This is a genomic window from Lysinibacillus sphaericus (genome assembly GCF_002982115.1).
GTDB lineage: Bacteria > Bacillota > Bacilli > Bacillales_A > Planococcaceae > Lysinibacillus > Lysinibacillus sphaericus.
In genome coordinates, this window is the sequence record NZ_CP019980.1 from 124,120 (window position 1) to 147,654 (window position 23,535).

At 36.2% G+C, this 23,535-nt stretch carries 27 protein-coding genes; 5 read left to right on the plus strand and 22 right to left on the minus strand.

Translation table 11 applies throughout. The annotated features are described in order from the left end of the window. Positions 1–184: 184 nt before the first annotated feature. Entirely contained in the window at positions 185–394 is a 210-nt protein-coding gene (locus LS41612_RS00540) for a TM2 domain-containing protein (RefSeq protein ID WP_024364324.1), read from the plus strand. Positions 395–545: 151 nt separating this feature from the next. Here LS41612_RS00540 and LS41612_RS00545 read toward each other — a convergent pair whose 3' ends face one another. The 7 genes from LS41612_RS00545 to LS41612_RS00575 form a co-directional block, all read right to left on the minus strand. Next, a complete protein-coding gene (locus LS41612_RS00545) occupies positions 546–872 on the minus strand; it encodes a zinc-ribbon domain-containing protein (protein WP_024364323.1) in 327 nt (108 codons plus the stop codon). Positions 873–890: 18 nt separating this feature from the next. Continuing rightward, the gene (locus tag LS41612_RS00550) at positions 891–1,310 is read right to left on the minus strand and encodes a zinc ribbon domain-containing protein (protein ID WP_024364322.1); all 420 of its coding nucleotides are present in this window, start codon (positions 1,308–1,310) and stop codon (positions 891–893) included. 15 nt (positions 1,311–1,325) lie between these two features. Continuing rightward, positions 1,326–1,607 carry a zinc-ribbon domain-containing protein gene (locus LS41612_RS00555; protein ID WP_024364321.1) on the minus strand — a complete coding sequence of 94 codons (282 nt, stop codon included), beginning with the start codon at positions 1,605–1,607 and terminating at the stop codon, positions 1,326–1,328. 18 nt (positions 1,608–1,625) lie between these two features. Beyond that, positions 1,626–1,991, minus strand: a complete 366-nt coding sequence (locus LS41612_RS00560; protein WP_024364320.1) for a DUF2085 domain-containing protein — start codon at positions 1,989–1,991, stop codon at positions 1,626–1,628. 407 nt (positions 1,992–2,398) lie between these two features. After that, the gene (locus tag LS41612_RS00565; protein WP_024364319.1) at positions 2,399–2,716 is read right to left on the minus strand and encodes an MGMT family protein; all 318 of its coding nucleotides are present in this window, start codon (positions 2,714–2,716) and stop codon (positions 2,399–2,401) included. Positions 2,717–2,868: 152 nt separating this feature from the next. Next, entirely contained in the window at positions 2,869–3,603 is a 735-nt protein-coding gene (locus LS41612_RS00570) for a glucose 1-dehydrogenase (RefSeq protein WP_024364318.1), read from the minus strand. A gap of 108 nt (positions 3,604–3,711) precedes the next feature. Next, positions 3,712–4,344, minus strand: a complete 633-nt coding sequence (locus LS41612_RS00575; protein ID WP_024364317.1) for a TetR/AcrR family transcriptional regulator — start codon at positions 4,342–4,344, stop codon at positions 3,712–3,714. A 472-nt stretch (positions 4,345–4,816) separates the two neighbouring features. Between LS41612_RS00575 and helD the strand changes: the two genes are divergently transcribed. Then, entirely contained in the window at positions 4,817–7,141 is a 2,325-nt protein-coding gene (helD, locus tag LS41612_RS00580) for an RNA polymerase recycling motor HelD (protein WP_024364316.1), read from the plus strand. Between the two features lie 151 nt (positions 7,142–7,292). Here the strand turns inward: helD and LS41612_RS00585 are convergent, their stop codons facing one another. Beyond that, the gene (locus LS41612_RS00585) at positions 7,293–7,784 is read right to left on the minus strand and encodes a hypothetical protein (RefSeq protein WP_024364315.1); all 492 of its coding nucleotides are present in this window, start codon (positions 7,782–7,784) and stop codon (positions 7,293–7,295) included. Between the two features lie 231 nt (positions 7,785–8,015). On the opposite strand from LS41612_RS00585, the gene LS41612_RS00590 reads away from it, so the two are divergent. Beyond that, a complete protein-coding gene (locus LS41612_RS00590) occupies positions 8,016–8,165 on the plus strand; it encodes a hypothetical protein (protein ID WP_227665392.1) in 150 nt (49 codons plus the stop codon). 164 nt (positions 8,166–8,329) lie between these two features. Then, positions 8,330–8,548, plus strand: a complete 219-nt coding sequence (locus tag LS41612_RS00595) for a hypothetical protein (RefSeq protein ID WP_024364314.1) — start codon at positions 8,330–8,332, stop codon at positions 8,546–8,548. A 79-nt stretch (positions 8,549–8,627) separates the two neighbouring features. Here LS41612_RS00595 and LS41612_RS00600 read toward each other — a convergent pair whose 3' ends face one another. The 5 genes from LS41612_RS00600 to LS41612_RS00620 all read right to left on the minus strand — a co-directional run bounded on the left by LS41612_RS00600 (position 8,628) and on the right by LS41612_RS00620 (position 13,785). Beyond that, the gene (locus tag LS41612_RS00600) at positions 8,628–10,361 is read right to left on the minus strand and encodes a sensor histidine kinase (RefSeq protein ID WP_024364313.1); all 1,734 of its coding nucleotides are present in this window, start codon (positions 10,359–10,361) and stop codon (positions 8,628–8,630) included. Positions 10,362–10,363: 2 nt separating this feature from the next. Then, entirely contained in the window at positions 10,364–11,131 is a 768-nt protein-coding gene (locus tag LS41612_RS00605; RefSeq protein ID WP_024364312.1) for a response regulator transcription factor, read from the minus strand. 258 nt (positions 11,132–11,389) lie between these two features. After that, entirely contained in the window at positions 11,390–12,502 is a 1,113-nt protein-coding gene (msrAB, locus tag LS41612_RS00610) for a bifunctional peptide-methionine (S)-S-oxide reductase MsrA/peptide-methionine (R)-S-oxide reductase MsrB (RefSeq protein ID WP_024364311.1), read from the minus strand. A gap of 18 nt (positions 12,503–12,520) precedes the next feature. Next, complete coding sequence (locus LS41612_RS00615) at positions 12,521–13,054, minus strand: redoxin family protein (RefSeq protein WP_024364310.1); 534 nt, start codon at positions 13,052–13,054, stop codon at positions 12,521–12,523. Between the two features lie 14 nt (positions 13,055–13,068). After that, positions 13,069–13,785, minus strand: a complete 717-nt coding sequence (locus tag LS41612_RS00620; protein ID WP_051147778.1) for a cytochrome c biogenesis CcdA family protein — start codon at positions 13,783–13,785, stop codon at positions 13,069–13,071. A gap of 214 nt (positions 13,786–13,999) precedes the next feature. On the opposite strand from LS41612_RS00620, the gene LS41612_RS00625 reads away from it, so the two are divergent. After that, positions 14,000–15,208 carry an MFS transporter gene (locus LS41612_RS00625; RefSeq protein ID WP_024364308.1) on the plus strand — a complete coding sequence of 403 codons (1,209 nt, stop codon included), beginning with the start codon at positions 14,000–14,002 and terminating at the stop codon, positions 15,206–15,208. Between the two features lie 75 nt (positions 15,209–15,283). Here the strand turns inward: LS41612_RS00625 and LS41612_RS00630 are convergent, their stop codons facing one another. From LS41612_RS00630 to LS41612_RS00670, 9 genes are all read right to left on the minus strand, one after another. Next, positions 15,284–17,179, minus strand: coding sequence for a BMQ_0737 family morphogenetic spore coat protein (locus LS41612_RS00630; protein WP_024364307.1), 1,896 nt, complete (start codon positions 17,177–17,179; stop codon positions 15,284–15,286). 208 nt (positions 17,180–17,387) lie between these two features. Continuing rightward, positions 17,388–17,660, minus strand: coding sequence for a hypothetical protein (locus tag LS41612_RS00635; protein WP_024364306.1), 273 nt, complete (start codon positions 17,658–17,660; stop codon positions 17,388–17,390). Continuing rightward, positions 17,657–18,325, minus strand: coding sequence for a hypothetical protein (locus LS41612_RS00640; protein WP_024364305.1), 669 nt, complete (start codon positions 18,323–18,325; stop codon positions 17,657–17,659). The genes LS41612_RS00635 and LS41612_RS00640 overlap by 4 nt, the downstream gene beginning before the upstream one ends. 174 nt (positions 18,326–18,499) lie before the next feature. Continuing rightward, entirely contained in the window at positions 18,500–18,913 is a 414-nt protein-coding gene (locus tag LS41612_RS00645) for a MarR family winged helix-turn-helix transcriptional regulator (RefSeq protein WP_024364304.1), read from the minus strand. A 72-nt stretch (positions 18,914–18,985) separates the two neighbouring features. Continuing rightward, positions 18,986–20,482, minus strand: coding sequence for a serine hydrolase domain-containing protein (locus tag LS41612_RS00650; RefSeq protein ID WP_024364303.1), 1,497 nt, complete (start codon positions 20,480–20,482; stop codon positions 18,986–18,988). Positions 20,483–20,515: 33 nt separating this feature from the next. Continuing rightward, entirely contained in the window at positions 20,516–21,175 is a 660-nt protein-coding gene (locus LS41612_RS00655) for a hypothetical protein (protein ID WP_024364302.1), read from the minus strand. A 2-nt stretch (positions 21,176–21,177) separates the two neighbouring features. Next, positions 21,178–21,585 carry a permease prefix domain 1-containing protein gene (locus LS41612_RS00660; protein WP_024364301.1) on the minus strand — a complete coding sequence of 136 codons (408 nt, stop codon included), beginning with the start codon at positions 21,583–21,585 and terminating at the stop codon, positions 21,178–21,180. Then, entirely contained in the window at positions 21,582–21,911 is a 330-nt protein-coding gene (locus LS41612_RS00665; RefSeq protein WP_024364300.1) for a PadR family transcriptional regulator, read from the minus strand. The genes LS41612_RS00660 and LS41612_RS00665 overlap by 4 nt, the downstream gene beginning before the upstream one ends. A gap of 176 nt (positions 21,912–22,087) precedes the next feature. After that, positions 22,088–23,278, minus strand: coding sequence for a M14 family metallopeptidase (locus LS41612_RS00670; protein ID WP_024364299.1), 1,191 nt, complete (start codon positions 23,276–23,278; stop codon positions 22,088–22,090). Positions 23,279–23,535: the final 257 nt, after the last annotated feature.

The following is a 23,535-nucleotide window of genomic DNA, read 5'->3' on the forward strand; positions in this document are numbered from 1 at the left end:
TATTAAGTAAAAAATACCTGTCTGACTGGAACTTATATAGCATATTCTAGTTACTGAATAACTAGAATATAATTATAAAAATGCGGAAAAAGGTATAAGAAAAAAATGTTAAAAAAACCTTAATATGTAATATAATTATTTGGTGGGAACTTATAGTATTTATAAAATTATCGGAGGTATTTTCATGTCAGACAAAAGTTTTGTAGCAACAATATTACTTTGCTTCTTTTTAGGTAGTTTAGGTGTTCACCGTTTTTATGTAGGCAAAATAGGTACAGGGATACTAATGTTTATTACATTAGGCGGTTTAGGTATTTGGACACTAGTAGATTTAATTATAATTATCGTTGGTAAATTTACTGATAAAGACGGCAACCTTGTTAAATCAAATTAAACATAAGAAGTACAATAGTGAATAAAAAACAATGAGTTTGTACATACATTTTACGCTTGTTGCTTTTATTTATAGCAATACATTAAAAGAAGGGAGACTTTTCAATGTCTACCCTTCTTAATTGTTTCATACAGTTAGTGTTCTATTGTAATTAATAGTAATAATAGCTATCATTCATCATTTCAGTTGCAAAGCCTATTACAAATGAAATAATCGCTACAATAATTGAAATAGCTAGACCAATTACCGCGAATATTAAAGCTGATTTTGCTGCTTTTGGCTGTGTATCTTTCCATGCAAAATAGATAATAAAACCAAGTAAAGGGAAACAGCATAAGCTGAGTACATTAATCCAAATATTTGGTGCATCTTCTTTTGCTACAGTCTTTTGTTTGTGAAATGTTAATACGTTAACACCGCAATGTATACAAATTTCGGCATTGTCATCAATGCTAGAACCACAATTAGGACAAAACATTGTAAAACCCCCTACATATTAAAAAAATTCCCATTTGCCAACTTGCTTCCCTTGTCGTTTTTTATTTGCAATCAGGACAGCATCGATCACGTTAATAGGTGTAATAATAAAAGAAGATAATCCTAAGGTTATCAATGTTAATATAAAAGAAACGACTAACATAACTAACCCTTTAAAAATTTGTCCCATTATTATTTGTCCTAATCCAACGAGGAAAAAGCTTAAAATCCCTATAATCGCTGGATGATAAGATTCTGCAGCTTGCGTTTTTTTAATTTCTTTTAGCATAGAGCCGCAAGCAATACACATGGCTTGATTACAATCTACCTTAGAGCCACATGAGTGACAGAAGTTTTTAGTGACGTAAGGTCGTACACCACATTTCGTGCAAATTTCCGTTAACGCAGCAATAGGTTCACTACAGTGAGTACAATACATAACTATGCCCTCGTGCTATTGACTTGCTAGTCCAATAATGAACATTACGATATAGAATAATACGATAACTCCTATGCTAATGAAGAAGAATATTAAAGCGGATTTAGCCGCAACTGGTTTTTCATTTTTCCAAATAAAATACATAATTAATCCAACAAGTGGTACACAGCAAAGTGTAATGATGTTAATACCCCAGTTTGGTTTGTCATCCCCAACTGCATTTTTTACTCGGACACCACAGTGAATACAAATTTCGGCGTGCTCTGAAATTTGTTCGCCACAGTTTCTACAAAACATAATAGTACCTCCAATAATTCATTGTAAATTCCTTCCAACATTTTGACCCAATAAAAAAAATTGGTAACCCATAATGTAGAAAATATATATAATACCGATACCACCCGATAATCCAGTAAGGAACCGTCTATTATTAGTACTTGTCCATTTACCAAATAATTGTCCAAAACCATCAATAGCCATTGGTAAAATTAATAATATGATAATCCGCAAATCTATTAAACCTAAAAGTATCACTAACATGATGGATAAGAGATATCCTACAGCCATCCCAGTACATCTTGCACATAAAGGGAACTTTTTACCTTTAAAATGGAATGAGCGGTCTGGTCTTTGATGGCAAAAGAAAAAAACTTGCAATAAAAAATTAATATTTTTTGCCATATTTGTAAGCTCCTTTATTATTCTAGCGTATAGTATATAACAAAAATGGAAACTAGTGAATACAATACATAATTTTAGTTTTATTGTAATGTAAGGTAAAATTATACATAGTAACTTTTTGCGAAAATATAGATGTTTGAATGAAGTTTTTAGCTAATCTGAAGTGTAATATGCCATTTGATTTAGAGCTGTAAATTGAGGGAGACATGTTAAAAGGTTGTTATTTAAAATATATGGTTGAAATGAAGTGTTTTTTGTACATAAAAATGGTAATTTACCATGGGGTTTTAATAAGGAAGGAATGGCAATAGTTGCTTTTAGGTAATTCAAATACCCTTTCACAAGGAGACAAGGGATTTACCATTTGAACTAGTAGATGGATGATTGGACCGATTCATAAAGTTAGTTCAGAAATCAAAATCCATAGGACCGATTTTATATTGATAGTCCTCTAGGTTGAGTGTAAGAGAATCTGTGAAAATTATCCCTTCGCTTTCTAATAATGCCTTTTGATGGGCTGCATTTTTAAAGGTAATTTCTCCTTTGATGTTTACAATACGATGCCAAGGAAGATTATATTTTTCACTCATTGTATGTAATATTCTTACCACCTGTCTGGCTCCTCTAGGACTGCCAGCACATGCTGCAACTTGGCTATAAGTCATAACTTTACCGCTTGGTATATTTTTTAAGACAGCTATTACATTTTTAGTAAATGGTTGCATATTATTCAGCCCCTATAGTAAAAGATATTAATACTAATTATGCCTTAACTATAGCATCTCCTCAATAATACTAAACGTTGACATTACAATTAACAAAAAAAGTGTTAGATTGACGCAGTCAATCTAACACTTTTTCAGTTGTGGATCACTTATTATTGTGCAGTTAATCCGCCGTCGATAATGAATTCTGAGCCTGTTGAATAGCTAGATTCATCAGAAGCTAAAAATAGTACCATATTCGATACTTCTTCTGGTTGTGCTACACGTTTTAATGGAATGTGTTTAGAGAATTCTTCTACTGCTGCTTTTGTATCTTCTTGTACAACCATTGGCGTTGCGATTACGCCTGGGTGCACTGAGTTTACGCGAATGCCCATTGGAGCTAGATTGATTGCGGCTGCTTTTGTCATACCACGTACTGCAAATTTTGTATCTGTATATCCTACAGCACCAGCAACTAAACCGTTCATTGAAGAAATATTGACGATTGAACCGCCACCAGCTTTCATCATTGAAGCTGCCACAGCTTTCATACCTAAAAATACAGATACTTGGTTAATATCTACAATGCGTCGATATTCTTCTAATGTCATATCAAGCATATTTTTCGCCATCGTAATGCCGGCGTTGTTAACTAATACGTTTACTGGACCAAATGCTTCTTCCGCTTTTGCAATGACTGTAGCCCAATCTTCTTCAGAAGTAACATTTTGTTTAACGAAAATGGCATTTTCACCTAATTCAGTAGCGAATGCATGGCCTTTTTCTTCATTTAAATCTGTTAAAATAACTTTTGCACCTTGCTCTACGAATAATTTAGCATGTGCAGCACCCATACCTTGTGCAGCGCCTGTAATGATTGCTACTTTACCTGATAAACGACTCATATAAAAAGCCCCCTAAACCTCATTTTTAAAATGTGATAGTTGACTATCACTTTATACTTCCTAGTTAACAACTTTCTAGTTGGAATGTCAATTCAAACGACTACCCAATTATTGTGGTCGAATATAGGTTAAAAATACATCCTTTATCATCGTGAGCTGCTTGTCCGCTGAAAGGAATGTAGAGAGGTTCGTATCATGGGTTGTTAGGCTTGATTTAAATGTAAATAAACTGAAATTCTGCACCATCGTTATAATAAAAACATCTAAATCAATGTCTGTTCTTAATGAGCCATCTTTCTTGCCTTGCTCAGCTAATGCTAATAAGATAGTAGCTAATTTGCTTCGTGCAAATAAGTATTCCGCATATTGCTCCGTTGATTCAGCAGCCATTTTTTCATATAAATCAAAGGACTCAAAAAACTTTGCTAAACGTAGCTGTGGGTCCTTTGAGCCGCTTATATAATAATCTAAAATTTGCTCGATTTTTTCAAAAGCCGGAATCGTCTGCTCGACAATTTGTCCTATATCTGTCGCCATTTCATTTGTAATAGAATTGGAAGCTGCGATAACTAAATACTCTTTTTTAGGGAAGTACCGAAATATTGTTGCAATCCCAACCCCAGCGGCATCTGCCACGTCTTGCATCTGTATGTTTTGAACGCCTTGCTCTAAAAATAAATCCTTGGCAATTTGGATAATATTTTGGCGACGTTGTAGTTTTTGTTGTTCTCGTTTACTCATTTTCGTCACTCCAACTGTTCTTCTTACATTAATTGTATCATGTTTACTTGCTATCACTTATGTTCGCATTGCAGGAAACCATTAACTAGTATGCAATAGTAGCTAATTCTACTTATTTCTTTATGTTTGTAATAGCGCTCATAGCATTTATTGTAGTGTGGTTTGTACCCAAAAATAAAAAAGTAAGTAATTAATGCATGAGTTGCCAAAATAGAAAGTACCGTTCTAAATTTTTAGAGAGGTGCTTTTTTCTAAATAAAAAACACCTCTAAGTGGCATCTTAGAAGTGTTTGGGATATCAATTTATAATAATAGAAAAAATGCTCAATCCATTGATAAAAATGTGAGCATGTGTTAGATTTATATAGATATGCACTTTCGTATTTAAAAGTGTATAATATCTCTATTTTAATTATAGAGCATTTTTTTTCATAAGTCAACCCATATACTTTAATTTTAAGGAGTGAATGCGATGAAGTCGGAGTTTCAGCAAGAGCAACAACGTTTGGACATTGTTATGGAGACTATTTCAGAGCAACTGAGTAAGTTGGAGAAAGAAACTTTACAGCGTAAGAATGAAGTAGTAAATATTCGCAAACATTTTTGGGACGAAATTAAGGTCAATATGGATACCTTTGATGATTACCTTGAGACGATTATCGGCTTAAGACAAGAAACGCAAGCACTGTCTGTCAGTCAAAGCACACACAAACATGCTTCTAAAAGATTGTCTACACTGCGTCGGATGCAGAAAGTGCCTTACTTCGGTCGAATTGATTTTTTAGAAGAAGGTATGTCGGTGAAAGAACAAGTCTATATTGGTATTTCATCGCTTATGGATAAAAGCGGGGAGGATTTCCTTATTTACGATTGGAGATCACCTATTTCGAGTGTTTACTATGATTACATGCCAGGCCCTGCCCAGTACACGACACCGGAAGGCATTATTTACGGGGAATTAGAGAAAAAGTGGCAATATCTAATTCGTGAAGGGGTACTTCAATCCATGTTTGATACAAGTTTGACAATTGGAGATGAAATTTTACAGCAAGTGCTAGGGCAAGGTACAAACAAGCATATGCAAAGTATAGTAGCAACGATTCAACAGGAGCAAAACCGCATTATCCGCCATGATCAAGGCAGGTTGCTTATTGTACATGGAGCAGCTGGCAGTGGGAAAACTTCAGCAGCTTTACAACGCATTGCTTATTTGCTTTATAAATACCGCGACAGACTGAATGCCGATCAAATTATATTATTTTCACCTAATGCTATGTTTAACAGCTATGTCTCTAATGTATTGCCTGAACTGGGCGAAGAAAATATGCAGCAAGTAACGTTTCAGGAGTACCTACATCACCGACTAAGTAAAGAGTTCGAGGTTGAAAATCCGTATGAACAATTGGAATATGTCTTAACTGAAGCCCATACGCCTGCTCATAGTATAAGAGTAACGAACATCCGCTTCAAAGCATCTACGCGCTTTTTTGAAGTTATTAAAGCATACAGAAAGTCGCTGGAGTTTAACGGTATGATATTCAAAGACATTCACTTCAGAGGACAACCGATACTTACCGCACAACAAATTGGTGAACAATTTTATCGTAACGACACGTCACTTAATTTCCATAATCGACTGGAAAAATTAACAGAATGGATTTTAAAGAAAGTGAAAGAAACCGAAAAAGTTGAATGGAAAAAGGAGTGGGTGCAAGAAGAAATTGAATTGCTTAGTAATCAAGAATACCATAAGGCACGCGTTTATTTAGCTAAAAAGCAAGGCTTTGCCAGAGAGACGATAGCCGATTATGAGATGGAGCCTCATAAACTTGCGCGATTGATTGTATCTAAGAAGCTGAAGACATTGCGGAAACGAATTCGTGCGTTACAATTTATCGACATTAAGGAAATCTACAAGCAGTTGTTTATTGAACCTGAGCAAATAAAACAGTGGGTAGATGGTGAAACACCAGTAGAGTGGGAGGCTATTTGCCAAGCAACGCGAGAGATGTTAGATGAAGATAAATTATATTACGAAGATGCCACTCCTTTTTTATTGATGAAAGAATTGATTCAAGGTTTTCAAACGAATAGCGCAATCAAGCATATTCTTGTGGATGAGGCGCAGGACTATTCGCCATTTCAATTCGAGTTTTTAAAACGCTTATTTCCTTTTGCGAGGATGACGGTGCTAGGTGATTTTAATCAGGCTATCTTTGCACATGCTAGCGAAATAATTGATTTTAATATGCTGAGTAGCCTATATGGGCCCGATGAAACAGAAGTTATTACGATGACGCGTAGTTATCGCTCGACAAAACCGATTATCGAGTTTACACGTAAACTAGTGCCGAATGGCGAACGCATTATGCCGTTTGAACGAGATGGCGCATTACCTGTGCTAACGCAATTATCGGATCGTGCAGCTTTACATCTTGCTATTACAACGAAAGTCGAAGCTTTGCGACAAGACGGCTATAACAGTATTGCCATTATCTGCAAAACTGCTGAGGAAAGCAAACATGCATTTGAAGCTTTGTCCGATATTGAGGATGTGAAGCTTATAAAATATGGCTCACCGGAGTACGAACAAGGTGTCGTCATTATTCCATCTTATTTATCCAAAGGAATCGAATTTGAAGCGGTTATCATTTACGATGCATCTGAGCACATATATGGTGATGACAGTTTACGTAGAGTTTTCTACACTGCCTGCACGAGAGCTATGCATTATTTGCAACTATATAGCGTAGGGGAACCGAGCCCACTTTTACGCAATGCTATACAGGAAAATTGAAGTGCCAGTCACTCAAACAATTTGCCTTGCAAGACGCACAGGATGTAAGCCGCAACAATTGTAAGTTGCGGCTTACGTTGTGCCTGCGGAAAGTGCGTGGATTTTTATGGAATAGGGGATTTCATCATTATTCAATTTGCTGTGTAATAGCTTAACACCAAACAATTATTTCATGCGGTGTCGTTTGGGCGGGAATGCTTCTTGTCGTAGGGCCATAGACAACAATAAGGGTGCGATTTGCAGGGCTTTTTGAAAAAGGTTGCCCATTTTTAAGTAAAATGGGCGTGTAGGGAGCAACATTTAATTGTAATTGCCCATCACTACTCAACAATTGCGAATTAAAAAAGTCGACTTTTACATTTTGATAGCTGTTTTCTTTGGCAACGATTAGTGCTTGGTATTGTGGAGGATAAATCATTGGGGCAGGTGCATTCCCATCATAATACCCAACAATGCGATCCCCACGGCTCACAACTTCTTGATTTACAAAGTAAGTAGAAGGTGAAATAACAAAATTAACGATGCCACCAGCACCGTCTTCTACAGTCATTAAAGTATAACAACCTTCACTTCCCCCATTCTGTCCGACAGCAAAATCATTTATTTGTGAAACGATTCCTTGAAAAAATTTAAAATTGACCATAGCCATTCCTTTCTTAAAAAAGTGTAAGCAATTACTGAAGACAACTTCACGCCCTGCATTCAATTCAACATCCCTTCGTACAGGGTCATTGTAATCTATGTAACAAGCCTATTTGGGGTGACTAAAAATATGTAGCTTTATTTTTAATACAAAGCAATAATATATTTTTTACTTAAATCACTATATACTTATCTAGAACTAAAACGTAATTTTTCTAAGGAGGGGAGCCTTTTGAATTGGATTTCTAAAAATAAGAAACCCTTTTTAGCATTCATCGTTATTCTTATTATTATTGCGGGTCTGCTCGATATTAAATATGAAGGACTATTCTTTCAAATGTTACCTAAAACTGTTCAAGACTTTTTAGCTAACTTGTTGTAAATACAAGTTTGATTAAACGTCTAGACAAGCAAAAGTACAGACTGTGCTTTTTTGCATAAATGAATTCGTGTATAAATAAAAGTCCATCAGACTGGCCAAACTTTAAGATGAAAAGTAATCGCGTAGTTCGATTCCTTTTCAATAAAAATCAATGGAGGATGGCTATGTCAAATATAAACACAAATCGTAACAATGCAAAAGCTAAGGACAAGTTTAGTGCGAAAAAACAAGAAGTTAATCAAAATGGTAAAAAGCTCTATCAAGGAGAGTTTGGCTCTGAATTTGATTTTGATGGGGCTGTAGCACAAGCAAATAACTTTCCTGAAGCACAAGGGAAAAATGCCGCTCGACAACCCGTAAGCGAGCGGACTGCATGGCACTAGTTTGTATTTGACAACTATTCAATACATTGAGTTAAAGGACTAAGGCGTCAATGCCTTAGTCCTTTTTAAAAGAATGCGTTCATGATTTTATTGTTGATGGAATTTTAATAGAGATGGTTGTTCCTATGCCGATACTCGAATCAATCGTTATGCCATAGTCAGGGCCATAATAGAGTTTAATGCGCTGATCAACATTTTTAATGCCAACGCCTCCTAGTTTTGTGCGCTTTTCAGTTGGCTCCTTGTTTAATTGATTAACGTCGAAGCCTTGTCCGTTGTCTTGGACACTAAGTTCTACATCACTACCAGTGAGTTTTGCACTAATATGAATATGACCAATATGAGAAGAACTTCGAATTCCATGATATAAAGCATTTTCTACGATGGGCTGTAAAAGAATTTTAGGCATTTGTACATTGCGTATGGCTGGTTCACAGACAATCGTGTAATTTAACTTCTCCCCATACCGTTCTTTTTGAATAAATAAATATTGACGAACATGATCTAATTCATTTTCTACAGTTGTCAGTTCATTTCCACCACTTAGTGAAAGTCGGAAAAATTGAGCGAGTGCTTTTGTCATTTCTATCACTTTCTCACTATCATTAAACTCAGCCATCCACACAATTGTATCTAATGTATTGTATAAGAAATGCGGATTAATTTGACTGTGGAGCGCACTAATTTCTGTCGCTCTTAAGTGCTTTTCTTTTTCAGTAATTTCTTGCATTAATTTTTCAATTTGGACAATCATACTATTGAAATGTTTTGCTAAACTTTGTGCCTCATAGCATCCTTTGGCATCAATAGGCACCTCTTTTAAGCCATATTCGATAGTTTGCATAGCTTTTTCTAAACGTTGGAATGGTTTCGTAATCCGCCCAGCGAATAATGCAACACTAACAGCAGCAATAATAAAGAGAACAGTTCCTACTAACAGAAAGATTTCGAGCAATTGCCTTTTAATCATTAACAATCCATCTTGCGAAGAGACACCAACAAACGTCCAGTCTGCATTCATTAACTTATAGGTGTGCGTTAACGTATTTTTTTCTTTATCATAGCCTGCTTGATTGGCGATTATTTGCTGTAATTGTTGTTGTTTCATGGAGTCTGCAAAATACGCTGTATCCCTGTGATAAACGACTTCGCCTTGATCATTGATAATGAAAGAAAAGCCATTCTTCCCTAAATCTAAATTAGCTAAAAAGTCCTCAATCACTTTATACTGGATATCGATAAGCAATACGCCAATATTTTGACCTTCATTATTTTTTATTTCGCGACTAATTGAAATAACCCAGTTGTCTTTATCCATTGAAAAGTGCTGCATCCGTGCAGAGGTTAAAACGGGTTTGCTACCGTTATTAACAGCCGCCATATACCATTGTTCCTTCATCATATTGCTCGACATACTCATAATTAAACCTTTTTCATTGGAAAGTACTTGCCCATCTTTGCTCACAATAACGACCGATTGAATAAATGGATCGGTTGTCATCGTTGTCCGAATCATCGACAGTAAATTTTGCTTCATAGAGGGATCACGCTCTGTAGTTGAAAAATAGGATACAAGCTGAGGGTTTTCAGCAAGTAAAGCAGAGACCGCTTTTAGGCGCTCAATATAAAGGTCAATATACATACCGCTCTTTTCTACTGCTGTTTTCGTACTAGAGGTTGCTTCACTCAATACAACGGAGGAAATACTATAATATAAAATGCCGCCCATTAATAACAAAATAACACCACTTGCTTTTAAATAGTGAAGGGCAATTTGCATGCGTAAAGTTTTCAGCATATTGGACTTCTTCATTACTATTCCCTCATTTTTTCTCTAAACTGATTCGGAGAAACATCAAATTTCCTTTTAAATGTGGCACTGAAATAATTAGGGTCGTCAAAGCCGACAGCTGCTGCTACTTCATATACTTTCATATCTGTGCTAAGTAAAAAAATTTTCGCTCGGTCTAAGCGAGTAGAGAGCATATAATCTTGAAAGTTTTTGCCGTACAGGCTTTTAAACAAGCTACTCAAATAAGAATTACTTAGTGCCAGTTGTTTTGCTAAGTAGCTTAAAGAAAAATTGACATTGGCAATATTGCGGTCAATTTCCTTTTGAATTTTTGCTTTATAACCAGTATCATCATGTACTTTTGTATCGTTTAATATTCCTTCGACAAGCTTCGATATTTCATGCTGGCTTTGTGTTGCTTGCAGTTTTTCAATCAGATTTTTTAATGTTTCTTGAATGTCTTTTTTAGAGACTGGTTTTAGAACATAGTCATCAATGCCAGCCTTTAATGCTGTTACAGCATAATCAAAATAGTCATAGCCTGTAATAATAGCAATTTTGACATCTGGTTTTAGTGCCTTTGCCGCAGTGGCAAAATCAAGACCGTTCATTTTCGGCATATTGATGTCAGCTAGTATAAGGTCAGGGCTATATTTTTTGAAAATTTCAAGTGCGGTTTCACCATTTGAAGCTTCGAATACCGTTGAAATAGAAAGCTCCTCGAAATTAACAAATGAGCGAATTCCTTTAATGATAATAGCTTCGTCATCGACGACCAATAATGTATACATGACATCACCTCTTTAAAAACATTCATAAAATAGGAGTTATTCCTTCATTGACAACTAAACAAGCATAGATGCAAATGGCACTGCTTATGCGCAAAATCCACTGTACTTTCTGCGGGCACGACGGAAGCCGCAACATTCGTCGCTAACCGCGCGAGCCTGTTGCGGCTTATGTTCTGTACATTGCTAAAAGGAGTCTGCGTAAATTTTAGTGGATCGACATAAATTGTTTCAGAATTGTTTGAGTGACTGGCACCGTCATTATTTTGTGAGATGTACTAAGTATCCGTAACCTGCTGCTTCCATTTCGGCTTGTGGAATGAACTTAATGGCAGCACTATTGATGCAATAACGTAAGCCGCCACGATCTTTAGGCCCGTCATTAAATACATGCCCTAAGTGGCTATCACCACTGCGACTTCTCACTTCAGTTCTAATCATATTATAACTTGTATCTTCATATTCAAGCACTACTGCTGGGTCAATTGGTTTTGTAAAGCTTGGCCAACCGCACATCGAATCATATTTGTCCGCTGATGAAAAAAGGGGCTCCCCCGTAACAATATCAACATAAATGCCTGGATCATAATTATCCCAGTATTCATTGGAGTAAGCCATTTCTGTACCATTGCCTTGTGTTACTCGATATTGTTCTTTTGTTAATATTTTTTTAATTTCATCGTCGCTTGGCTTTGGATATCGTGCAGGATCAATGAGTGATGGTATTTCTTGATTTTCCAAAGAATCAAACTTTACATGACAATAGCCATCTGGATTTTTTTCAAGATAATCTTGGTGGTACTCTTCTGCAATTGTAAAGTTAACAAGTGGTTCCACCTCGGTAACAATAGGCTTATCATAGCGTTCTTGTTCTTTTGCTATTACTTTGTCAATAATCGCTTTATCGGCTTCATCTTTATAATAAATACCTGTACGATATTGGGTACCACGGTCATTTCCTTGCTGATTGAGTAAAGTTGGGTCAATTATTTGAAAGAAATGTGCTAATAGTTTTTCTAAATTAACACGTTCAGGGTCATAGCGCACATGAACTGTTTCTGCATGGCCAGTATTTTTCCAAATGACGTCTTCGTAGGTTGGGTTTTCTGTGTTGCCATTTGCATAACCAGATACGGCATCATAGACACCATAAACACGCGCCATATAATGTTCTACACCCCAGAAGCAACCACCTGCAAGCCAAATATCTTTTAAATTATTTGTATCAAAACTGACATTGACGTTAGGGTTTGGTGGATATTTAGATTGTGCTTGTGCTGTACTTGCATTACTTGCTAACAGAGAAGTGTCCGCTGAACATGCAGATAAAAGTAGTAAGATACTTACTAATACGCCAAATAATTTTATCTTCATTAGAGATTCCTCCCTTTATTATTGGATACTTTTAAATTTCTCAATAATTTGTGGATTGCCTACATGGCCGGGGAGCGTTTGAATTAGTTTGCCATCAGATCCAATATAGGAAGACGTTGGATATGCTCGCACATTGTATTGTTTTGCAATGGCGCCATCTTCATCTAATAGCACTTTAATATTTGAAGTGTTTTCAACCCCATTAAACCATTTAATAAATGCATCACTGTCTTTTTCATTATTAAAGTTCGGCGAAACGATGCTTAAGACAACAAAATCCTGTTCCTCACCAGCCAGTGTATTTAGTTCTTCTAAGCCAGCTAAACAAATAGAGCACCAAGAAGCCCAAAACTTTACGTACACTTTTTTACCCTTGTAGTCAGCAAGATTATAACGATCCCCTTTAACATCAACTAAGTTAAAGGAGGGAGCCACAATGCCCTCGTTACTAGCCGCTGCAGTAGTAGTAGCTGTATTTTTGGAATCTGCAGAACATGCCCCTAAAAAAAGGACTGCTACGAACAAAATAACAAGATGTTTTAAATGATTCATACTAAATCTCCTTTCTATTGTGGAATGAATGTTAATAATAGGTTTAAATTATTTGTCATTAAAACAATTCCCATGAAAATAATCATGACACCACCGACAATTTTAATTTTCTTTGTATGCTTATTGATTTTTGTAACATGACGTAAAAGGAAATCGGAAAAAAGTGCAAGAACTAAAAAGGGAATTAGTAATCCAAGTGCATAGAAAAACATCATCAGCGCCCCATAAGTAGCTTGCCCCTCACTTGCTGATAAGCCTAACACTGCTCCTAAAATTGGTCCGATACAAGGTGTCCAACCCATACTAAATGTTAGACCCAAAAGATAGGTGCCGAGTAAGTCACGTTTATTACTCCGTGTTAGTTGCACTTTTGTTTCTTTATGAAGCACGGCTAATTTAATGAAGCCAATTTGATGTAGACCGAGCAAAACGACTACTGCCCCACAGACGACGATAAACCAGTCTGTATTAATGACCGAACCAAGAAAACCGGCGCCAAATCCTAAAATTACAAAGCTTGTTGAAAGACCGACAACAAAAATAATCGTTTTAAATAGTAAATGTGTATTTACATGCCATTTACCGATAGAGAAGCCATGTTGCATAGCAGTTCCACTTTCATTGGTTGACAAAACTGAAAAATAAACCGGTAGTAAAGGGACAATGCAGGGGGAGAGGAAAGAAAGAATTCCCGCAATAAAAACCGTACTGAATAAAAGCTGTCCGTCCATGATCGAAGCACCACCTTTCTTGTATAGTTTTATAGTAAGAAAAGTGAATGCAAAGCAACATAGAATGATTTTATGAAACTCTTAGAAATCATCTTGTAAAAACATTAAGTGTGTAAAGTTAGTGAATTTTGTGCGTTTAGGGTAAGAAGGTATTAAACGAATACACTATTATTTTTCAAGTTTTTGGTAAGATAAGGTAGGGGGAGGGGTTGCTATGAAGATTTTTCGAAGCTATGGCTTATTATTAGGGGGATTTGGCTTTTCTTATTTAGGAAATTGGATTTATCTCGTTGCTTTAAACTTAATGGTTTGGCATTTAACGTATTCAGCAACAGCAGTAGCAGGTATCTTTATTGTTGGTCCGATTGCCCGCATCCTTACAAATTTTGTGGCAGGTTCCATTATTGATCGGTCAAATAAAAGAAACATTATGATTGCGATGGATGTTTTACGTGGACTAATTGTTTTCTTAATGCCCTTTATGACATCCATCTGGCTTGTCTACGGCTTATTATTTTTAGCGAATGTCGCTAGTAGTTTCTTTGGACCAAGCAGTACATATTATATTGCCAAATACGTGCACGATGCAGATAAGCAACGTTTTAATGCCCTGTTAGGCACATTCAATTCAGGTTCTTTTATGTTAGGCCCGGCCATCGCGGGTGTGCTTATTGCCTCTTTTAATATTAATATTGCGATGTGGGTAAACAGTGTGACATTTTTTGTTTGTGCATGGGTGATTGCCCGTTTACCGAACTTAGAGGAGGAAGTGAAAGAGAAGCGGGGAGTTCTTACAATTCGAGTAATGATAGCGGACTTTAAAATCGTTTGGACTTTTATACAACAACAAAGGCAATTTTTAAAATTTTTTATTGCCTATCAAATTGCACTCATGGTTGCTTTTGCATTAGACTCGCAAGAAATGACGTTTATCAAAAAAGTTTTATCAGCTTCTGATAGTTTGTATGGTGTACTTGTCAGTGTTGCAGGGGGAGGGGCTATTGTTGGTGGTTTATTGGCAATGGCTTTAGTACAGAAATTTCCAATCACTACCTATATAGGAGTTGGACTAACATGTACGATGTTATCCTATACCTTATTCTATGCGTCCAGCAATATTTGGTTTGCAACAGGTTGCTTTATCACGTTAGGTGTTTTTATGGCATTTAGCAATACGGGATATGATACGGTCTACCAAAAAAACATTCCACCACATTTAATGGGACGATTCGGTAGCGCTGTCAGCCTTGTTCAAAGTGTTATTCAAATAGTACTTACATTTAGTTTAGGCGTAATGGCAGATTGGTTTTCTCTACAGCTTGTAGCTGTTATTTTTGGTGCAATTGGTCTGGTATTTGCCATATACATGGCTATCCATATTGCAACAAATAAGCAGGCACTGCAAATCAAAAAAACAAATTGACTATATTTATTATAGACTGCGAAATAACGGTAGGACCCATCAACTATAGTGAAAGGTCCTTCTTTGTCATAGCGGTTATGGAATTGGCGTTGACACATTGCCCATTAAAGCAAAAGCATTTAATGACATCGTTCCTGGGGCATCAGTCATATTATAGCCAACTGGATCATTCGGAAAAACGACGTCATAAATATTTGGTGGTACTACTAATCCCCAAGGTAAGGCCACATTAAATATATTGTTATAGACTTGTATTTGGCCATTGGCTGGAATGGATGTTGGAAGCCCGAGTGTATAAGTATAGTCTACATAAACAGAAAGGTTACTTGATACAGAAAATGGATCTGGACTTTCAATAGGTGGATTAGGATTTGTGATTTGATTGTTTTCAATCAATATTGGTGCAATCGTTGAAAAATTGTACGGCTGTGTAGGAGGAATAAACGTAATGGTCGGCCCTGGTCGGTCTTGTTGGTCAATAACATTGTTTGAAACATGAATAGAAACAGTGTCGTTAGCTGCAAGGTTAAATAATACAAAGTGTGAAAAACGGGTCACAGTATTATTTAATATAATAAATGAAGCGTTAATAAAAGTGTCTGTAGGTGTATCTACTTGGAAAATAATAGCGTTTCTGCTATCGGGTCCACCTGAAAATGTGTTGCCGGAAATATTCATTGTTCCTGTCCCGCTTCTGAGCTCTATGGCATGTCGATTACCAGTATGAATAAATGTTGAATTGAGGATGGCTATATTGGAGGCATTGATAATTGCAAGACGCTTTGGTCCTCCTTCTATAATAAGATTATTTAACGTTATATTATCATATAAAGTGTTGCCAGGAGCATGGTCAATTCTCAATAATGACACATCATCTGCATTTGTAATGGTCGGACTGAGAAAATGAAGATTGTTAATTGTCACATTATTTGCGGCAATATTGAGATTTGATTGTGCCACCGGTGGATTTGGAAACTCAATCACTGTATTCTGTGCAGAAAGGCCAGAAATTGTTAATGGTTTATTGACAGTGATATCAGCTGTTTCAATAAAATTTCCTGGGAAAACAATAAGACTATCCCCAGCATTGGCCCCATCAATTGCTGGTTGTAAATCGTTATAATAGATTCCCTGATTAATGTTAAGTATACGCCCTGCTGGTGGCGTACAAACAAAATCAGGTGAAAGTGAACGCCCTCCTGCAGGGCAAAATGTGCAGTTCGATGAAGTAAGACTTAATAATAATGTACAACTTTGGTTAGAACAAATGAAAGTCTCCTCACATATGCCCGTACATGTTTTACAAATGTAATCTCCAATACTAATACCATTACAATTTCCCGCCACATACATTACTTCATATACACAGGAAAAGGGAACATTGATTTGTGGAATGCTAATCGGTGTAATGACCCAATCATATACTTGTGGGACTTTCAAGCAGAGCTTTTCAAACAGTTGTGTTGTTTTTTCTAGATTTGGCTTAAATGGAATGGACGGTTGTTGATCTGGTAAAAAACATTTTGATAGTAATATATCTTTTCGAGGTTTACAAAACTGACTTTCCATTGTGACTACAATGTCATGGATAGACTGAACTGATAAACATAGGTCGATGGCTATTAATAAACCTTGGAACATACCATTTGCATTAACTGCCTGAGAGGAACAGTGAAAATCAGTCAGTCTACAGGTTATTTGCGTCCCCTCGGGTGCACATAATAAAATTTGTTTTGTTACAGAAAAAGGTTCTATATGTCTAAGGCCATTATCGAGCACAATCGTTACATAACCAGTGATAAGAATATCTACTCGTTGAAGGTCAATAGTTGTTCCATTTGGCAAGACGGACCATTGTTTAGGACGTGCGTTTGCAGTAGTTAACTCTGTACAGCTTATACTCTTTGGCAAATACGGGTCCAGTTCACGCCCGTTTTCATCTGATAGAAAACAACATAAGACGCTTACCATAATACCCTGTTAACGGATTTAAGCTTGTTTATTTTCATTATAAAATTGCTCCTTTTTCCATTACTCCTATCTCCCATTATTATATGTACGTTGTGGTAAGTTAACAGGTGATTGGCCTAGAAACCAATTTCATTTCCAACAAATGAAAAGAGGTTCAAGTAGTGATATAAAGATGTGAACCTCTTTGCTAAGAGCACGACGCACCATTTTAAAACTTTAGTTTTGAAAAACAAAATGTGATCGAACGTTTGATGTAAAGCGAACAAAAGAACAGCAAGCAAGATATAACGAGTGCAAAAGGGATACTGAAAGCAATCGGAAGTTCAATGCCTTGCCAAATGCTCATTTTGATTTCATCAATGCCTACAGTTCGTAAAATACCAGCAAGTATGGATATTATGGCGCTTACAACCAGTCCTACGTATAGAATGGTTAACACAATAAGGGCTAAGGAACAAAAAAATCCACGAATCATTTTCATCCTTGTTCCCTCCTAATGATGTGATGTACTTTCGCAAGGGGGGAAATGGTATAACTTTCGGTGTAATAAAGTTTCTGTATTGTACAATGGTCCCCAACTTCAATAACAGTACCGTCTACAAACTCTGCAATTGTGTAAGCAAGGTGTAAATTTTTGCCCTTTATCGAATGACAATGCAGTTTTTTACTGAGAAGAGAAAGTGAGAACTTATCTTTTTCTATGATGATGTCATCTGCAACGAGTTGGGTAATGCTACTTGGACCAGATAATTTTAAGTGAAAATGTGATGCCTGTATTTCTTGAGCTTTCACAAAGCCGATTGCCTGAAACTGCTGTGCATGTAAGGATTGTGCAATTGTCAGTTTTCCTGTACTCGTAATAGTCGAAACTTCCCCAGAGCGGATTGTTACATTCCCAGCATTCGTCAACTCTCCTATTTCACAATAATCTTTCATATTACAAGAGCCTGTATTTTTTAAAGTGCGAGCAATAACACGGGAATGAAATACACTATGTCCATGTGTGGATATAATCTTTAAGTTCACTTTTTGATGGACACCAACCGCCCCGCGAATATTCAACTGTTCGCAGTCGGGCATTAAATCATAAATTTTGCCACTAGTAAGCGTAATACAATGCTGTTTTTGTATGCGTTCATTTGTCATGCTAATTATCACCTCTTTTAATTTAATTAATATATATTTTAATAATTAAAACATATATTAATTAAATTATATGCTGCTCTATTTTGTCAAGAACAAAAAACTGCCTAGTCTATAGGTGAAAAATAAATACCGTTATGAGGGCAATAAAAAAAAGGATTTCAATGTTTGAAATCCTTAAAAAATTTTTTGCATTAACTGATTTACATCCGTTAATACATTTGCTATTTCTGTTAGTTTTTCTTGTGGAAGTTTTAAAAATATTTCTTGTACTTTTTGTTCTCCTTCTGTCGTTAACTTCATATTTACGACACGTCGATCTTCACTTTCTCTAACGCGTTGAACAAAATTAAGCTTCTCCAATTTATCGCACATGGATGTAACAGCCCCGGGGGTTACACTAAAGAAATCAGCAATTTCTGTTGCCTTCATACCACCGTTGATTTTTAGCTGAAGAAGAAGGATAAGCTGGTTTTGAGATAATGTTTCGCCTTCTGACAGCAGATTCACAAACATCATAGATTTTTGCTGTATTTCAAGCATTTCGCGCATGATGCTTTCAACTTCGTGCATTGGATTATTTTTTGACATATGATCACAGCCCACTAAAATATTTACTTATTAAATTATATAGTAAATATATAATTTATGTGAAGTGAACCATTAATTATTTCCAGGTAACCTTGAAGCGAATATAGGTTTCTTCAGTAGGTATTGAACTAACGTGATGAGCCCTATTATTAAAAGCGATACAGGTATTATAAATAACAAATGTCCTATTCCAGGAGCAAATAAAGTTACAGTAGATAATGGACCAAATAATTGTGGGAAAGCAATTAAAACAAATGAAGGTAGTAGCAAGTTAAAGACCGGTAGTGAGAACCACTGAAACGCCAGCTGAAAAGTTGTTACTTTAGGTTTTTTACGGTTAAACAATCGATAAATAGACCGAACAATAAGCGCAATAATGATCGCTAATAGTAAATCGAATAGTATATATTTTAGAAAGGGCTTACTATTCGATAATGAGGGTTGTTCTTGATGGACAAGTTGATGAAGGCCATTTACGATGGCATCATATTCATTTAAATTAAAATAATCCATTGCATTGATTTGGAGACTAATACCGTATTCCTTGTCCAATAACACTTTTGAATAGGTGTTTTCTGTCCAGCCATTATGGGAGATAATCGCATTTTTTACTTCCCAACCCATGGCATAATAAGTACTATCCCCGATAAATGCAAAAGGGTGGTGTAATTTGTTCATTGCGTTTGGTGATAGTATGTTTTTCCCGTTAAAGTGGCCATTATTCAATTGCGCTATCATGTAATTTGCCATATCCTCTGCACTAGAAAGAAGATATCCTGAAGAAACAGTGCCACGATGGATTAACTGTTTTGTAGGCATCTTAAATCCAAATACAGTTTGATAACCCGTAGCGCTAGTATTGTTGCGATCATCTTTTGGATCTGCATAACTATTATGCATTGCCAGCGGCTTAAAAATATGTTCCTCTACATATTCTTTATAGGATGTATTTGTAACTTCCTCTATGACTGCACCTAATAAGTTATAATTCAAATTTGAATATTCATATTGGCTACCTACAGGTGATGCCAACTTTATAGTGGCTAAGGTTTTTACATGTTCTTGTAATGTTTGATCACCGTCGGATATTGCTACTTGGCCATCATAAGTAGAGAGACCGCTTGTATGGTTTAACAAGTGTAGAATGGTTATTTTTTTAGCTTCTTCTTTATTAGCAAGTTGAAACGTTGGTAGTATGGAGGACACTGTATCATCTAAATGGAGTTTCCCTTGTTCTACAAGCTGCATGATGGCAAGAGCAGTAAACGATTTACTAACGGAGCCGATGACGATAGGTGTTTGTGGTGTCATTTTTGTCCCATCTGGTTTTGAAACACCAAAACCTTGCAAATATTCAACTTGGTGTTCCTTAACGATAGCGAGTGAAGCCCCTGGGATGTGCAATCGGTCAATTTCTTTTGTCATAAATGCGTCAATAGCAGAAATATCTAAGGTTTTATCTTTATCCATGACAGGATCGCTAGTGGCAAATACAACACCATTGACAGTGAATAGTATGAGCAGGAAGATGACGATAATTTTCCCAATAGCTGATTGTTGTTTATACATAAAGTATGATTCCTTTAGCTGTATTGTAGTCGTTTAAAAATCTTTGGTCATGGTAGAACTTTGATAAAGTCTTCTTTTATAAACATAAAAATACATACTTAATGGCCACCAAAGTACTAAGAATATTGGGTAGATCGCCCAAATTACGCTTGGTGAAGAAACAATGTTGACGATAATAAAAAAGATACTGATGTGTAAGCTAGCATAAACCGAGAAGGCAACGAACGTTCTTTTTTGGGCATGATATAGAGCTAATGGCCACCATATCACTAAAAATGCAGGGTAAATCGCCCAAGGATATTGTGGGGACATGATGAAATTGATGAATGAATAATAGAAGATGGTGCTTGCACAGCCAATCAGTGCAATATTCAATGATTTCGCTTTTTCCTCTAAATACATAAGAATGGGCCACCATACTATCGGATAAATAGCATAGATAAACCATAAATGCTGCGGTGAATACAATAGATTTTCAATAATGAGAAAAGCAATAACCATGGCGCTACAAATGACGGCGTATTGTTTATATAGTTTTTTGGACATGAAATATAAAGTGATTGGCCATAGCAACAGCAATATACAAGGGTAAATAAACCATATTGTTTGAGGAGTTGTTGTATAATTGACAATTCCTAAAAATAGCATAGTCATCAAACTGCCAACAACCGAAAAACTAATAAAATGTTTCATATTTACTCACTCCATTTCTTACGTGACCAGACGAAGTACATCGAAAGGGGCCACCATAGTATTGCGAAAATTGGATAAATCGCCCAAATTGTATTGGGTGTGTAATAAAGATTGATAAAAATAAAGAACGCTGCTATTAATCCACTTCCCCATAGCGAAAATTCTAAATTTAACTTAGCCATACTTTTCTTTTCAGGCTCTTTTACACCCAATTCCTTTTTTAAATCTTCAATATCGCCAAATTCAACGATTGCTTTATTGATGGCATCCTCTTCTTCCTTCCCTTGCTCCATTAAATAAAATACTTTTTCTTCAAGGTTTTCGATGATTTCCTGTTTCACCATTTCTGTTTCAGTATTGCGTGGCATGTCTTTAAATAGCTCATCAATATGATGTTTAATTTTTTTCATTCTAAGCCCTCCATAAATAAGTCGATAATTTCCTTCACTTCTGCCCATTCTTTTACAAGCTCGCTTAAATAAGCCTTGCCTAATGAGGTAATGCGATAATATTTTCTTTTGCCTCCGTGCGATACATCGCCATAATAGGCTTCAATTACTTCTTTTTTTTCTAAACGTTGAAATACGGCGTATAGAGTTGCTTCTTTAATTTGAAAACGATTTTTTGTCCGGTTGCTTATTTCTTGGGAAATTTCGTAACCATAGCGATCCTTCTCTAAAATTAGCCGCAAAATAATTGAATCCAAGTGTCCACGGATAATGTCACTTCGAACCATACGTCACCTACTTAAAATTATTGCTCTATCTGATGGAGTAATATTAGCAAAGATTACTCTATCTGTCAAAGTAATAATTGGTACTTTATAGAAAAAGTTAAAAAATAAAAGCCGACCAAGTAGGACAAGTATCCTGAATGGTCGGCTTCGTTAAGTTTAAAAAGTAAAATTGGTTGTTATAAATACAATCCAGCTAAAAAAATACCTAACGCTTCTTGGTATATAGTATCGAACTGGCTAATTGGCAGCGGGTTTGTACCGCTACCTAGCTCTACTGTGAAGCCTGGTCTGCGCCAATCTTGAATAAACCAATCTTTATAACCAGCATAGCTATTTGCAGATTGAATGGGCTCATAACCACTTACTCTGCTAAATTCTTCTACCATTGTTTGTGATTCAGGTGGTTCAAGATTTTCAAATCCCCAATAAATGACCCTGCCTTGCGTATGAAATGCTAAAACCCAAGCAAAATGGCTGTTCCTTGTTAAATCAGCCATAGCAATAGCTTCTGGCTGGGTCAACGGAGCTTCCCCTCCATAATCACGTGGTCCTGGTGTTTGTGGATTGCGAGCATTTTCAAGCTCCCACTTTGCAGGAAATTGGTCGTTTAAATCAACACCATTAATGTTCGCCTTCCATCCAGAAAAGTTTTGACTGTTATGATTCCAAGCAATTAGTTTATTTTTTAATGCTTCGTTAGCTGGAGGACCGTTGATAACTAAATTGACGCCATCGGGGTTAACCATCGGAACTAGTGATAGCGTTGTTTGGTTATAAAGTGGTCCCATCGAGAGCCCTCTTATGGTCGTTTGATTTGTTAGTGCGAGTAAATAGTCGTTTAGAAAAGTCATGATGGTCGGTGTAGTAATCCATTCATTTGCATGAAAGGAACCGTTATAATGTATGCGTTTTGAGCCGTTTCCAATTAAAATCTCAGGAATTGGTTGTGCTAAAACGGAGTTGCCAATGGATGTGCTTTGAAGAAATGGATAGGCGGTTTGTAGCTTTTTTATATCATTCATCATCATGCTGTAATCATAATTTTGCTGGCCATTTACGAGCCGCCAAGTTAGTCTTTGAGGAACTTGTATTGTCTGCCCAATGTGTAGTCGACTTGGTTGGATTTCTGGATTGACAAGTAAAATGGCATTGAGCGGAAGGTTTTTGTTTTGGGCGATTTGCCACAAAGAGTCGCCTTGGGTAATGGTATAACTAGTTGTTACATAACCAGGTATTTGAATACGTTGTCCTACTTGAAGGTGTTGAGGGTTGATGTTTCGATTGGAGTCCAAGAGTAGTTGAAGGGGTATTTTAAACAAATCGCTGAAATACCACAGTGAATCACCAGGCCTAATCAATATATCCACATTTTTCTCCCCTTATTTCAAAATCATTCAATATAAGATGTATATGAAATTATAAGATGCTTATTAACAAAATCACGAAACAATACAAAAGACTTTCTTGAATTTGTCGACAAAAGAATGAATATAAATAGATATGTATAAATAGACAAATTTTCATTATTTTTTGGGGGTATTTTTGAAATGATAAGATTAAATGGCTTTGAAGCGGGAAATAAGTAGGGAGAAAGAAATGCCTAAATTTATAAATATGCAATTTT